At 52.3% G+C, this 14,758-nt stretch carries 11 protein-coding genes; 5 read left to right on the top strand and 6 right to left on the bottom strand.

The window, feature by feature from the left end; genetic code table 11:
* Positions 1-893, bottom strand: an 893-nt coding sequence (locus H9S92_RS12080) for an L-arabinose isomerase family protein (protein WP_454557403.1), incomplete at its 3' end; no start/stop codon positions are given.
* Between the two features lie 369 nt (positions 894-1,262).
* Between H9S92_RS12080 and H9S92_RS12075 the strand changes: the two genes are divergently transcribed.
* Both H9S92_RS12075 and H9S92_RS12070 read left to right on the top strand, forming a co-directional pair.
* Positions 1,263-1,643 carry an efflux RND transporter periplasmic adaptor subunit gene (locus H9S92_RS12075; protein ID WP_187466975.1) on the top strand — a complete coding sequence of 127 codons (381 nt, stop codon included), beginning with the start codon at positions 1,263-1,265 and terminating at the stop codon, positions 1,641-1,643.
* A gap of 57 nt (positions 1,644-1,700) precedes the next feature.
* Complete coding sequence (locus tag H9S92_RS12070; protein ID WP_187466974.1) at positions 1,701-2,108, top strand: HlyD family efflux transporter periplasmic adaptor subunit; 408 nt, start codon at positions 1,701-1,703, stop codon at positions 2,106-2,108.
* A gap of 123 nt (positions 2,109-2,231) precedes the next feature.
* On the opposite strand, the gene H9S92_RS12065 is transcribed toward H9S92_RS12070, so the two are convergent.
* The gene (locus H9S92_RS12065) at positions 2,232-2,417 is read right to left on the bottom strand and encodes a hypothetical protein (protein ID WP_187466973.1); all 186 of its coding nucleotides are present in this window, start codon (positions 2,415-2,417) and stop codon (positions 2,232-2,234) included.
* Positions 2,418-2,790: 373 nt separating this feature from the next.
* Here H9S92_RS12065 and H9S92_RS12060 point away from each other — a divergent pair, with 373 nt between their 5' ends.
* Positions 2,791-3,867, top strand: a complete 1,077-nt coding sequence (locus H9S92_RS12060) for an IS630 family transposase (protein WP_187466972.1) — start codon at positions 2,791-2,793, stop codon at positions 3,865-3,867.
* Between the two features lie 108 nt (positions 3,868-3,975).
* Here the strand turns inward: H9S92_RS12060 and H9S92_RS12055 are convergent, their stop codons facing one another.
* The 4 genes from H9S92_RS12055 to H9S92_RS12040 all read right to left on the bottom strand — a co-directional run bounded on the left by H9S92_RS12055 (position 3,976) and on the right by H9S92_RS12040 (position 12,559).
* A complete protein-coding gene (locus H9S92_RS12055; protein WP_187466971.1) occupies positions 3,976-6,747 on the bottom strand; it encodes an endo-1,4-beta-xylanase in 2,772 nt (923 codons plus the stop codon).
* 222 nt (positions 6,748-6,969) lie between these two features.
* A complete protein-coding gene (locus H9S92_RS12050; protein ID WP_187466970.1) occupies positions 6,970-7,914 on the bottom strand; it encodes an alpha/beta hydrolase in 945 nt (314 codons plus the stop codon).
* 142 nt (positions 7,915-8,056) lie between these two features.
* Complete coding sequence (locus tag H9S92_RS12045) at positions 8,057-10,591, bottom strand: glycoside hydrolase family 9 protein (RefSeq protein ID WP_187466969.1); 2,535 nt, start codon at positions 10,589-10,591, stop codon at positions 8,057-8,059.
* A 276-nt stretch (positions 10,592-10,867) separates the two neighbouring features.
* A complete protein-coding gene (locus H9S92_RS12040) occupies positions 10,868-12,559 on the bottom strand; it encodes a glycoside hydrolase family 43 protein (RefSeq protein ID WP_187466968.1) in 1,692 nt (563 codons plus the stop codon).
* A gap of 628 nt (positions 12,560-13,187) precedes the next feature.
* On the opposite strand from H9S92_RS12040, the gene H9S92_RS12035 reads away from it, so the two are divergent.
* A complete protein-coding gene (locus H9S92_RS12035) occupies positions 13,188-13,478 on the top strand; it encodes a transposase (protein ID WP_187466967.1) in 291 nt (96 codons plus the stop codon).
* Positions 13,479-13,525: 47 nt separating this feature from the next.
* Positions 13,526-14,590 (top strand): DDE-type integrase/transposase/recombinase, encoded by a 1,065-nt coding sequence (locus H9S92_RS12030; RefSeq protein WP_187465330.1) that lies wholly within the window; start codon positions 13,526-13,528, stop codon positions 14,588-14,590.
* Positions 14,591-14,758: the final 168 nt, after the last annotated feature.

Below are 14,758 nucleotides of genomic sequence, written 5' to 3'. Positions count from 1 at the left end.
ATCCAGGCGGCAACGCCCGTTTCCATGTCGGGGTGGGTTTCCCAGAGGACGCGGGCGACGGGCAGCTTGGGCAAATCGGCCGCCGGCGGGTGGGCGGTGACGGTGTTGAGGACCAGTCGGAAGCGGTCGCCCATATCCACGACGGACGCATTGAGGGCAGGACCTGCGCCGCCGGTGAAGACCAATCGGCAGGGATCGGCCTTGCCACCGATGCCCAGGGGGTGGCACTCCAGGCGGGGCTTATCCGCAGCAATGCTCGGGCAGATCTCCAGCATATGGGACCCCAGCACCCGCTGGTTGCCGGGCTCGAAGTGGTAGGTATAGTCTTCCATAAAACTGTTGCCACCGGCGAGGCCTTCGCCCATCACCTTCATGGTGCGGACGAGCGCGGCCGTTTTCCAGTCGCCCTCCCCGCCGAAGCCGTAGCCCTGGGCCATCAGGCGTTGTACGGCCAGGCCGGGGAGTTGCGGCAAGCCGTGCAGGTCTTCGAAGGTATCGGTGAAGGCCGTGTAGCCGCCTTCGCGGAGGAAATCGCCGATGCCCAGTTCGTTGCGGGCGCTGACGAGCAGGTTGCCCCGGCGGTCTCCCCCCGGCTGCACGTTGGCGGCCAGGGTATACGTTTCTGCGTATTCTTCCAGAAGGGTTTTGACGCGGCTTTCGGAGACGGCGTTGATGCGTTCCACCAGGTCCCCTACCCCGTAGCCATCCACCTCGTAGCCGAAGGCCATCTGGGCGGCTACTTTATCGCCATCCGTCACCGCCACCTTGCGCATGTTGTCGCCAAAACGGGCCACTTTCATTTGGCGTTTACTGGCCCGACCGAGGGCTACGCGGGGCCAGCTTCCCACCTTACTTTGCACCTGCGGCCGCGCCATGATAAGATCATCGATCACGTAATCGGGCAGCCTGCTGGCGCAGCTGCCGCACTACCACGAGATCTACCGGAAATACGTTAGGGTGCTGAAGGGGTACGACGGTGATTCCTCCGAGGCCCCGGCGATTGTATGAGGAGAATTAACCGGTGTGCGCTGAGGGATGGAACAGCGGGTGTATCCCTTGCGTTATAACAGGGATGTCCACTGACCGCAATCAACCCTTCCGCTGACATATATCAGGGCCGGAAGAACCGTTCATGGGTAATTTTACCTCATCGAATAACCTCAAAAATCTATCGAAATGCAAAGGTTGAAGGACAAAGTAGCACTGATCACCACCCACGTGATTGATGGCGGTATGCTAGTAGGCTAAAAACACACCGCCTTATGAAAGCAACCACGGTACTCCTCTTATTTGTCCTGCTCGGAAGTTGCCGCAAAGAAGAAGCGGGCATCCGGCCCGCATTGAAAACCATCACGGAAGCGGTGTACGGAACGGCAACGGTGTTACCGCAGGATGCGTACACTGTATTCTCCCCCGTCGGCGGAATCATTGAATACAGCAAGCTCCGGGAAGGAGGCCTGGTAAAAGAGGGCGACGAACTATTCCGCATCAGCAACCAACTGGCGGCCCTGGAGAAGCAAAAAGCCCGGCAAAACTACACCTTCGCCCGGGAGAGCTACCGGGGCGACGAAGCAATCCTGAAAGAGCTGGACGAGCGCCTGCGCGCCGCCAGCCTACGCCTGGTGAACGATTCCCTGAACTAGACGCGCCAGGCGCGCCTGTGGCAGCAAAACATCGGCTCAAAGCAGGCCTACGAAGCGATGGAGCTGAAGTTCCGGACCTCCGGCAGCCAGGTAAGTGAGCTCCGCAAAACTTACGAACGGACCCGCCGGGAACTGGCCGACCAGTTCGCACTGGCCGGCACCGCGCTGGAAATGAGCGGGCAGAACTACGTCAACTACAGCACCCGCGCAGCAATCAGCGGTACCGTCTACGAAGTTCTTAAACTGGTGGGAGAATCCGTCAGCACCCAAACTCCGGTGGCACGCATCGGTAGTACTGAGGACTTCCTCCTGGAACTGCTGATCGATGAGGTGGACATCGCCCGGGTGCAACCCGGGCAAACCGTGGTCGTGGTCCTCGATGCCTACCGGGAACAGACCTTCGAGGCAAGAATTACCCGCATCCTGCCGCACAAAACGGCCTCGCCATCTCTAATTACCCTGTAATTGGGTTGGGTGAGAATTTTCAGCTTTTCCAGTGCGTTACGGCTTCTGGAATCCTGGTACAGGGAAATGGCAGAAACAACAATAATGGCTGATGCAAGGAATATTGCATCCCCGGTTTTGCCGCTAATGAAATAGATGAGAGAGGCAACCAGGAGCAGTAAGATCGGTGGCCTTCCCCTCTTTTTTAGGGCCGAAAGCATCAAGAGCGGGCTCTTTTTTCTTTCCTTCCGATTTGTAGTCAGAGACAACCTTAACCTTTTTCTCCGCTTTGCTCTTTTTTGTATTTTTACTTCCTTTATCTTTACTCATGGCATTAAGTTTTGGATATTCAACATCCGAGCTGCGGGTTTTCACGCAGGTTGACCCAGGTCGTTGAAAAGTTGTGTTATGCACGGAAAAGTAGGTGTAAACGGGCGTGAACAATTTACGTCCTTTTACACAAAATACGTCTTCATACGGATTAAATAAATGTCCAACCTGGAACGCTAACTTGGTTATGCTAACCAATGGGTCAAAGATAGAAGGTCGCTAGAGCTAGACTATTACAGGGTTAAAGAAAATTGTTACACAAATCACAGATTGGGTATTTCAGCGATAAAAAAATTATTCATATATTCAAACCACCCAAATTTGGCGAAAAGTCGTTAAGCAGTACATTAGGGGCTAACTAAAGTCCTTCGGTATGCTTCCCATCGAACTTAGCAAGGCTGACCTCGATGCCGTAAAGATGATGAAAAATTCTCAGTCCTGTGAGCGTGTACGCAATCGACTCTGGGTTTTGTGGTTTCTTCACGAAGGTTTTAAGCGAAAAGACGTGGCTAGGCTGGCTGGCTGCGCTCCCAATACAGTCACTCTGTGTGTGAAGACCTACAACGAGGGTGGAATAGACGCCATATTGACACCTCTAGTGACAGAGACTGCTGTGGTCGACCGGCACTTCCTTGGTAAGGACTTTGACAAGGTTCGCGAGGGACTGATCGAGGAATGCATTCATACTGTACGGCACGCCCAATCTTTTCTCGAAAAGAAGTTTGGTTACCAGGCGAGCTGGGAAAGTACCCGACGACTCCTACATCGCTTGGGTCTACGATTCAGAAAAGTTAACCCTTTTCCCGGTAACGTTAAAAAATTTGACGAATGGGTATTAAAGCAAAAAGAGTGGATAGAACATTTGCATGGGCTTCATAAACAGGCACTTAACTCTAAGATAGACCTCGTTTTCTGTGATTCGGTCCACTTCGTCTACGGTCAGTTCAGTTCTTATTTGTGGAGTGACAGCGCTAAATATAAAAGCACGGGAAGTGGTCGCTATCGGTTCAACGTTTATGGTGCTTACGATCCGGTAAGCAATAGTTTAGTATCTCATTATGGTGAAGAATCCGTGGATGCAGATTTTGTCACGGGATTCATGACTTGGTTACGCAAAGAGCACTATCCTGATCAAAGTCGTCCGCTGCACTTTATTTTAGACAATGCTAGGTACCAGCACTGCCAATATGTTAAAGACGTTGCAGCAACGTTAAACATCATTTTGGAATTTCAGCCAAGCTATTCACCTAATCTGAACTTGATTGAAAGAGCATGGAAATATATTAAAAAGCTAGTTGGCAGAAGTTATTATGCAACCAAACAAGAATTTTTTCAAACTATTGTACACATTTTGGAGAACACATCAGAAGAAGAGCATCAGCAGAATTTTGACACACTACTTACCATGAATTTTCAGACCTATGAAAAATCGCAAATCTTGGGTGGTTGACCTATAACAAAGAAAACCCGGAAAATCAATCTCGCCGTGACGAAGCGGAATTGATTTTCCGGGATCAATCAAATAATTTTCCAAGTGAGTACTTCGGAAATACCTGTCTTACTGCTTGATGAATTTCTGGACGCTACGACCACACTGGACGATGTACAGGCCAGAAGGTAAATCGGTCAGATGTATTCTCATCAGGTCTCCCTGTACCAGTGCGCGATCTACGGACTGTACGAGTTGGCCGTTCAGGGTGAAAATCCGAATAGGTCCGCTATTGGCGGGTATTCCCTCCAGTGTTAGTTCATTCGTCGTTACGGTCGGGTAGATGCGGAAGGTGGACAAGTTATTATCTAGGTCCAAAACATCGGTGGGTATGTCGACCATCGGGTTAGAAGCCCGGATCACGGAGTTCAGATAGTCAAGGGCAGGACGGGGCTGACCAGTACAAGGATCAATGAGGTAGGCCTCGGCATCGTTCTGCCACAAACCAGGACGCCATCCCCACAAGGTAATGCCGATAACCGAGGGGTGGTTCCAGTAAAGGTCGAAGATCCGCTGGAACTCGGCCAGTTGGAAGCTGTCCTTCTGCTCCTGGGTGCCCCCGTCCTGGGGGAGTCCGTTGTTATCGAAGAACATATTCCCCTCAATGTCCATCTCCGTTACCATTACGGGCAGACCGGTGCCGGCCAGGGCTTCAAGGTTGCGACTGAGAAGGTTATTAAGGTCTTCGTAAGTACCTCCGTACAGCTTCGTGCTGAAGGTATGTCCCTGCATGCCAACCGCATCGATAAGACCATCCTCCTGCAGGCGCGCTACGATAGAAACGTAAGTGTCGGTAAGCGCTGCTGTATTCGCCAGGCCGTATTCATTAATCATCAGCTGCGACTCTTGGGGGAAGTACTGACGGGCCAGTTTGAAAGCGTTTGTGATCCAGTCGTACTCCCAGGCTTCCGTGCCGAGTTCCTCGTTCAAAGACGTCAACGCCTCGCGGTAAATAGGAGGCGCATTGAGGGGCTCGTTGACAACTTCTACGTATTCCGGAGCATCTTCCCCGCTGTAACGGGTAGTGACGGCCTCGAACCACTCACGAATTTCTTCTAACTGCTCTGCCGGTGTAAGGTCTTCCAGCCAGGCGGGTTGCTGTGAACCCCAGAGCATTACGTGGAGGCGGAAGGGGAAATCGTTGTCGCGGGCGAACTGCCGGGCCTCGTCGAGTTGTGTCCAGTTGAACACGTCCCGCTCACCCTCTACCGACCCCCACTTGCCGGAGTTTTCGGGAGTTACCTGGTTGAAGTATTTTTCAAAATCGGGCAGGGCGTGTCCGGCGTATATGTTGCCCAGGAACTTTTCCTTACCCGCTGCGATGGGCTCCTGGTCTTCGGGGGCCGTGAAGTCGGTTCCGCAAACTGTTTCCACGCAGATCTCGTCGAGGTAAAAAGTATTTTCCGCGTCACCACCCAGGTTAAGCGTGACGAAGGTACGGGCGCTGGAGGCTACGAATTCGTAAGTCACCTGCATAAAGTCTCCCCCGATGGTTGTAGCGGAAGTAGTGTATTGGCTTTCGGTGTTGAAGGGGTCACCAGCCTCACGGACGGAGAACTGAATGGTATTGGTTTCCGGCGTTGCAGCCTTCACCCATACGTTGAGGCGGTAGGTACCGCCCGCCAGGGTGTAGAAAGAGGGGCTGGCGATTTGCAGGTCGAAGGTCTGGCTCCCGGCGGCGTTGGTGGCCACCAAGGCGTTTGCGCCTTCGTAAACGTCGTCTCCGTCCATCGTTACGCCGAAGGAACTACCATTGTTCTGATTGTAGTAGGTCCAGCCAGCGAAAGTGCCGCTGCCTTCGTCGTAGGTTTCAAAGCCGCTATTGTCCACTGCGGCACAGTCGTCCAGGGTTTCGGGTTGAATGAGGCACACCTCGTCAAGGTAGTAGGTATTGGCCGTAGCATCCCCGAGGTTTAGAGTGATGACGGTGCTGTCGTCAATGGCCGTAAACCTATACTCAAGCAGCATCCAGTCTCCACCAATGGTTGTTGCGGAGTTGGTGTATTGTCCCTCGTTTTCTGCGTTGCGATCGCGAACGGAGAACTGGATAGAGTTTGTGTTCGCATTATCGGCTTTGATCCATAGATTGAGGGTGTAGGTTTGCGCGGAAACGGTGGGGAAAGCGGGGGTAGCCAACTGCAGGCCCCAGCGCTCGATACCGCCCAGGTTGTTGGCCTGGATGGCGTTGTCGCCAGCGTAGGCATTGTCACCAGTCGCAAGAGCAAAGCTGCTACCTCCCAACTCGTTGATAAAGGTCCAGCCCGCGAAGCTGTCCACCGCTTCAATGTAGGATTCAAATCCGCCGTTCTCGATGGGTTGGCAACCACCGGTACCGCCGGGGAGACCATCCAGCGTCATATCGTCGAGGTAATAGGTATTGACTTCCGCTCCGAGGTCGAGGACAATGCGGGTCATTTCCTCGTTAGCCGTAAAGGTCCATTCCAGTTCCGTCCACTCGGTGCTTACTGTGTAGTTGGCGGAGTAAAGCGCGTTCGGTTGAGTAGAAAAACGAATTTCCGTACCGGCGGTCGCGGCCTTCACCCACACGGAATAAGTGTAATCCTCCCCAACCTGAGTAGCAATAAGGTCGCTTGCCAGCTGGAGGTGCCAGGCTTCACCGGGCATGTTTACCGTGCCGACCAGGCTTCTTTCGCCACTGCGAAAGTCTCCGTCAGCCGTCCCTTCGGAAAAGGTTCCACTGATTTCATTGAATTTGTTCCAACCGGTGAAGGTGGCTCCACTGCCTTCTTCAAAGCCGGGGTTTGGAATAAGGTTTTGCGCCTGACTTGCCGTGCTGAAGAGCAGGAATAATGTCAGAATCAGAAAGTAATTGTTTTTCATTTGAATAGTATGTTGTTAGAAAAATGTGATGGATTCTGGTAGTAATTACCAGTCCCCTATTCAGAATTTCAAACGAGATAGTTTTGCTCTCGCGAAAGCAAAAAGTTGAGTCTGCCTCTTTACTAAAGAAGCATTCAATGACTGATAATTTACTAAATCGATTGTTCTTGAAAATTAAATTTAGACACGCTCTTAAGCGGGTTCAACTATGTAATCGATGGTTTATTTCCTGGAGTTAGAAACCAGAAAGCCGTTTACGTCCAGCCAGTAAATGAAAGCATCGAACCAACGATTGCTGGTGCGGTCAGGGTTGCCCAGGCCGAAGCCATGACCACCGTTCTGGTAGAGATGAAACTCGACTGGAATACCGGCCTTATACCAAGAGTCAATTACGCCAAACTGCCCCCGGAACAAGAAGTCGTCAGTGGCTATGACGCTGAACATTGGTGGCGCATCCTCGGGAACCTCTACGGGGCCCATCCCACCATAAACGGGGCCGATGAAAGCCAGGTCCATACGCTCAGAATGCAGGGTGGAGTGCATCGTGAGACCAGCCCCGGCGGAGAAGCCGATCATACCGATCCGGTCGGTATCCACTCCCCACTCGTCTGCCCGCGCTACAATCATGGCGTAGGCCGCCTCGGCGTCGGCAAGCTGGTTGGAAAGATCCATCTGCGGCCGGGGGGAAGGAGCCTCATTCTTCGTGCTGTCAGGTTCCGGCACCGTACGGGGCCGGTTCATCCAGGCGGTAAAATCTTCAAGTTTGTCGTCGGTGGGGAACAGCCGGTACTTCAGTACGAAGGCGGCAATGCCCTGCTTGGCGAGGGCCTCGGCTACTTCCCATCCCTCGTTTCCGAGGGAGAGCCAACGGAAACCACCGCCCGGAGCCACAATCACCGCCGCACCATTAGCCGTACCGGGTTCCGGAAGAAAGGGCGTTAGTGTGGCAGTTGTGATGTTGCGGGCCATTGGATCGCCCCACTGCCGGAACCACGACTCCGAGGCCGGCTGGTCAGCGACGCCACCGGTACCAAGGAGAATGGCGTTAGGTTCCTCGGGTGCTTCGAGGGGGTAGATTGTGCCGTCTTGGGCCGGGAGAAGCACGGCGCAGAACAAAAGGCATCCCAGTAGGTAGGTTCTGAACAATGATGGAGCTTGGTAAATCATGGTAACTGGTTGAAAAAGGCGATCGGATTTAAGTTGAATAAAGGGGGTGCCGGAATGGTAATTACGGCGTTTAATTAAGGGCGGGGCCGCAGGTGCAAGGTTAATAATAGATAGCCATGAAGTAACAGCCTGGCCAGGCCGACTACTTCACCGTAGCCTTAAAAACTGATCCGAAGATCAGGTAGCTCGTGTTGCCACCAATGGTTCCCTCGTTCTGCCCCCAGAGGAAGGGCCAGTCGTCGTAGTTTTCAAAGTGATCAGGCTGACGGAACAACAGTCCCGGTGCCATGTTGCCCGGAATGAAGGAAAAGTCAGCGCGGTTGTTCCCGTAAAACACTTCCTTGGGCCGGGTAGCACCCAGGGTGGCCACGAGTGAGTAATTGTGGTAGGGGTGGCAACCGAAGAGCCAGTTAGTAACCTTGAAGGCGTGTTCTTTCCCTACGATGTCCGGAAAGTACTTGTTGGCGAAGCAAACTGTGGTGCCGAAGTTGACGACCTGATCGCTGCCGGCCCAGTTTCTAAGTCCAATCGGCACTCCGTAAGGATTGTCGTTTTCTAGTTCGTTAATATACTCCTTGTACTTCATGACGTAAGGGCGTAACTTTTCTCTATAGCTGGCATCCATTTCCGGGATGGCATCCAGCGCCGTCAGGAGCAACGAGTTGACGTTCTGATCAAGCACCGGCCACAACAATTCCTGGAATTTATCGGCGTACTGTTGCTCTCTGGTAGTGATGTAGAGTTGGAGGTTGGAACCGATGTCCGCCCCCACTCCCCACCGTCCTGCTGGGGCATTCTTTGGTTCGGAAGCAAGCAATTCAGTTCCCTCTTCGAGGAGTCGCTTTGACTGCTTCAGTGCCCGCGCCGCGAGCTCATCGTTGTATCCCTTCAGCGCACGGCTCGCCGCAGCCAGGGTCGTAGCGGCGCGAAGGTCCCGGCGGGGGCTCCGGCTGGTAAACGCCCACATGTCGTCTTTGACCCCGCTGGAGCGGCCGTCCGCAGCGACCTCGTAAGGGCCCAGTTCAGGGTTATAGGGAAGCCCGTCGGTGATGGAGGCTGCATCGCCGAGATGATGGTAGTTGTCAAGCACCGAGTTCGTAAGGGTAAGCGCCATATGGCCGAGGATTTCCGCTTGGGCGACCAGGTTCATCGTGCCGTGCTCCAGGTATTGCAGGACATCAGGAATACCGTCCGGACGGTGCAGGTCAACGTAGCGTTGTTCCTCATCCACGAAAGTCTGGTCGCGGGTAGGCTGGAAGTATTCCCAGATACGGGCAAAATTTTGCACGACGCCAAGATTAGATCCAGTTTCAATGTCAAAATCACCGGCATCAAAAAAGCCGCCGACATTGAGGCCGGGAATGTGTTCCATGGCCTTGAACTTCGTGTCGGTCGTAGGGCCTTGGGCGTGCATGTCGAAATGATCGGTACTTGGCGGAGCCTGGAGATAGCCTTCCTTGAAAGGTTCCCCGTGCCACATCCGGTAGCCCTCGTTCACGGTCATGTGGTTCATGTGAATCGGAATCCAGACGTCGCTGGTCGCATCGGTGATCTCATCGTAGACGTTTTCGCCGATGATGAAGTTATTTGTCTTTAGGTCACCGTACTGAATAAAGTACACTCCGGTCTCCGTGACCTTAGAGAAATCAAATTTGACGTAATTGTACTTGAAGTAGTCGCCCCATGGCTTTATGGTCCCGGTGAAGACTTCGGTCGCAACACCATCGTTGCCAATTTTGTGAAGTGAGGCGGTCAGTAATGGAATACTGTTTTTGTCCAGTTCAATGACGGAAATTTTCTCCTGGCCGGGGAGGTAACCGACCTGCGAAATACCAATATTAGGTTCTCTTTCCCAGCCTTCAATGACGTTCGGCTCTACCACCCAGGTCAGTACTTTCCCGGTTTTTCCTGCGGGAAGCAGGCTACGGACAACGTACCAGCCGTTCTGGGCCAGGATACGCCCGTCAAACAGCATCAGGTCGGTGTCTTCCGAAGTGATTTTGACAAGTCGTTCGGGGTCGTCTGGCGCCAGAAGCAAACTCCGTCCGGTTTCCAGCGGAAGCGGTTCGATAAAGGAACCGGTGGCCCGGTCGTCGGCGGTCACGTAACCCAAAAATTGCTTGAGTTTCTCCGAGTTCGGCCGCGTTACGGTGTTGCCGACGACATAACGGGGAAAACGATTCAGCCGCCCGTCCATCATGTACACTTTGTTCCAGTATTGAGACGGCAGGAACTCCAGGTTGAAGCCAGCGTCTCCTTCCAGTTCAGCGGGAATCGCCTCGTCCAGATAAACTGAAATTTCAACTCCTTTCCCCTTAGGAGTAACCACAACCCGGGATTCAAAGGCGTAATCTTCGTACCTGAGCGTAGCCTCAATGGTTTGATTTACGGAGTCGGTTGTTCTATTGAAAATGTCTGGCACAAGATCCCATTGTTCCGGAGTACTAGACAGCCGTACGGCACCGCCCTGTGCCGTACGAACGCCGTGGTGGATCAGCTCAATACCAGCATTCTTCTCGTCATTAAATCCCCCCGTAAATAAATTACTGTAGACCAAAACGTTAGCACCCTGAGTTTCGAAGTACTCCAGGTTATTAAGGGTCAGTACCTGGGCAGAAGCATAGCTTGATGGTACCAGTACCAGTAGGATGAATGATAAAAAAGTGATTGCTCTCATAGGAATAGCTAGGTATTAAATTGAGATTAAATGATCAGAGGCAGTGGCATAATCTTATACGCTTAGAGCGTGTATAAAATTTTTAAGAACTGATAATCAACGACTTATGGTTCTGGCTAGTCAAAAAATTGCGCGCATAGTGGACTACGTAAGCCATTTTTTGTGACGCCAGGTTCATAGCTCGAAGTACTGCGTAGCAAACTGCTTGGTTATCAGGAAGTAAAAATTTAGACACGCTCTTAACCTTACGCTGGCGGAGTAAGCGCCCATTGTGCACTACTTGCGTAAAATTTTGTCGTCGCCCGCGTAGCGGAACCATTCAAACGAGGCGGTGTTATCGGAAGTCTCTCCCGAAGAGGTAGCGTACATTCCGATGGTAACGCCCACGAAGCCGCCGGCTTCCTGAGTGCTCAGGTATTTACCCGGCACCCCCTCGGCGAGGGTGGTGAAAGTTTCGGCTTCACCCGCATAGCTGAAGTTGTAAGCGTCGTTGACGAAGGAGACCTGTAAGCGTAAAGGACCGTCCGGCGCGGCGGCACTGGCGAGCTCCTCGTTCCCGTCCTCGGTGGCCTTGAGTAATTTAACGACCGTCTCTCCATCAATCAGCGTCTTAATGAAGGTGTAGTTATGGCGGGAGTTCTGGAATATCACCAGACCGGCCTGTTCTCCGGGTTTAGCCGGATCAAACGTTAACATAGTGGAGGCTTCACCCACCAGGTGGTGTTGACGGAAACCTACGTAACTTGGATTAGACAGCTCGTTAACCGTAGTCGGGCGCAGTTGAAGGTCGAGCGTACCATCTTTCATGGTATACCATTTTTCGGAAGGCGTTCTCAACATAAGGTAGCGAAGGTCAAGTTCACCGGCCGTGAATTCATCCTCGAAATCAAAATTTCCGGCAAAGGGTGCCAGCGTATTATCGGCGGCTACACCGGAGGGCATCGGGTAGGAATACTGCACTTCCTCGAAGTCGGCGTTAATTACCGGCCAGCCGTCTTCCGTCCAGGTGACGGGAGCCAGGAAAGTCTCCCGGCCCGTATTAAAGTAGTTTCCTTCGTAGGGTCGGACAGCCAGAAAAACGGCCCACCAGTCGCCGTTATCCATTTGTACCATGTCAGCGTGGCCAGCGGTAGTGACCGGATTAGCACGGGAAGGGTCGAGGTCACGCTGGGTCAAAATTGGGTTTTCATCCCAGGCTTCGTACGGGCCCCAAATGTCTTTACTGCGGAAGATCACCTCAGAATGCTGAGGGCCGGTTCCGCCCTCAGCACACATCAGGTAGTAGTAATCGTTAATGTCGTAAATATGCGGGGCTTCGATCCAAACCGGCTCCTTGCTCAGGTCAGTTCCGCCGTTGACCAGAATCTTATTGTCACTCACCACCTTCATGTTTTTCCGGTCGAATTCGACCATCCGGATGGTGCGGTGGCCACTATAAAGTGATTTGTTTTCGGGAGGGATGCTGTTATAAACAATGTATGTTTTCTCCCCCTCGAAAACAATCGAAGGGTCGATCCCATCTACTTCCGGCAAAAAGTAGGGATCCGACCATGGACCGGCGGGATTAGTCGCCGTCACAATGAAGTTGCCACCCGCATCCGCCAACGTACAGATTACGTAGAAAGTCCCCTCATGGAAACTAATGCCTGGGGCGAAATTCCCACGCGAAATTTCCAATCCTTCCAGCTTCATCTGGCTGGGCCGGTCCATCGCGTTGCCGATTTGTTTCCAACTGACAAGATCGTTACTGGTAAAAATCGGAAGACCAGGAAAGTAAGCGAACGTGGAAGTGGTTAGATAAAACTGACCGTTTGCTTTGCATACTGCCGGATCGGGATAAAATCCGGTAAGTACTGGATTTTGGAACGTCGCTATCGCATTGCTCGCTTCAGCAGTTGTAGCGACGCTTTCCTTTGTTCCACAAGAGACAAGCAACAATGTTAGTAAGAATAAGAGAAAGTTACGCATTTTCAATAGTTGATACAGGCTTGGTTGCTTTGGAAAGTAAAAGCAGGTCCTGATTCCACACTTTTCGCTATCACAAAGAATTTACCGGGTGCACCGGCGATGAAACGAATATCCTGCCACAACGGCGGAAGATTACTGAAGAATTCCCGTACGGCGTCATGTCTGCCTGGAGATTGTCTGCGCTTTCTTCGAGAAATACAGAGTGCCGGTAGCTACAGTTCTTCTATGATTGATTTCTAAAGGTAGCAGCAGGCCCAGGTTAACTTCTAACACGATTGACTCAACGAATACGAACTTTGAAGCACTAGGGGGCTAATGCTGGTTTTGTCGTACTATGTGACCTATATTTGTTATTCACTGGTGCTTTTGCTAAGTTTGAAGGATTACATATCATGTTGCTCCCCTACCCTTTTGGCACCCTGCGTCCTCCATGGAGGTATCGTGATGTCGCGGGCTTTTGCCTATACGGACAAGGAGGGCGGAGACCGGTTCCGGGAGGCTTACGAAGAGGCCCTGGGTAAACAACTTAGGCCGTGCGGACTGGAACCCCTACTACTACCATCGCGCCAGTGTTTCGGCCCCCTAATTGCCCGGACTCGATTACAGTTCAAAAACTGTAATTTTCACCATGGCAAAACGTAAATTTACCACCGAGCAAAAGCTCGCCATCATCAAGGAGGCTGCTTCGCAGGGCCTCAAAGTCACCTTGGACAAGCACGACGTCTATCCTGCTACTTACTACAACTGGAAGAGGCAACTTGCAGAACAGGGAGAGGAGCACTTTGGGAAACGCGTTCGTTCCCAGCAAATCCGCCAGCTCCAGCAGTTGGAGAAGGAGAATCGGCAACTCAAGGAACTTGTGGCCGAAAAGGAACTACTCATCCGTGCGCTCAAAGAGGCCCGGGAAAAAAAAACCTAAGCCCGGACGACAAGCGTCATGCCATCAAGCGTTTCAATCAAGAGGGCTTGCCCCTCAAATTAGCTTTGGATGCTTTTGCCATGACGCGCCATCAGTATTACCATCGCCCTTGCAGTGAAACTGAAGGCCACGTTCGTTCGGGCGCTCCTGCTTCCACCCACACGTCTTACTACGATGGTGAGGGACAGATTCATCAGCGGCCAAATTCCGAGATCGTCACCAAGATCAAAACGATCCAAGAGGACGACGATCTGCGTTGCGGATACAAGCGGATGACGGCTCAATTACAACTCGAAGGTTACCGCATCAACGCCAAGAAAGTGTACCGTTTGATGAAGGACTATGATCAGTTACTGGAGCGTCGACGAAGTGAACGAGGCCCTTACGTCAGTCAGCGTTGCGCCCGTCCGGATCGCCCGTTGACATTGCTGGAAATGGACATCAAGATGTTCTGGGTAGAGGAGTATCGTCGCCATGCCTTTGTGTTGACGATCATCGACACATTCACCCGCGTAGCCCTTGCCTACGAAGTAGGGTACTCGATGAAGTGGGCGACGGTGGCCAAGGCTTGGGAGGAAGTCATTATCAATCACCTACAGCCGGCAGATCTACTAAGTAAGGACATCCACGTGGAAGTACGCAGCGATAATGGCCCGCAGTTCTTAGCCACCCGACTGCGGGAGTTCATGGCCGACAACCATCTCGGTCAGGTATTTACCCATCCGTACACACCACAAGAAAACGGCCATGTCGAAAGCTTTCACTCGATTATCTCACAGGCTCTAAAGTATGATCGCTTTGCGACCCTCGAACAGCTGGAGCAGCGCCTGGTGCTGTTCTACGAAAACTATAACAATAGCCGGGTAAACTCCGCCACGGCGATGCTCCCACCACAGGTGTTTTGGCAAGCTTACGAGGCGGGCCTGGTCACGAGTCGGAAGGGGAAACGTGAAAAGCTGATCTTCGGCTTGAAGATACCGCGCTATCTGATCAAGAACGAGCTAGGGCTGATTAGTAGCGAAGCCGGGGATACGCACTGTAAACAGGAAACGGAAGGGCGAAGCAAGCCGAAGGCAGAAGCCCCTAAACAGCAAAAAATGGTCCCGCTCTGAGGGGCAAAAACCAAAATTTATTACCTTTACCGACCAACTTTCAACGGAACTGTAGAAAAGTCCGATTAATAGGGGGGCAAACCAGGGGCAAAAACCAAAATTTATTACCTTTACCAACCAACTTTCAACGGAACTGTAGAAAAGTCCGATTAATAGGGGGGCAAACCA

Source organism: Neolewinella lacunae (genome assembly GCF_014349155.1).
GTDB classification, from domain to species: Bacteria; Bacteroidota; Bacteroidia; order Chitinophagales; family Saprospiraceae; genus Neolewinella; species Neolewinella lacunae.
This window is presented reverse-complemented; position numbering and strand designations above follow the sequence as displayed.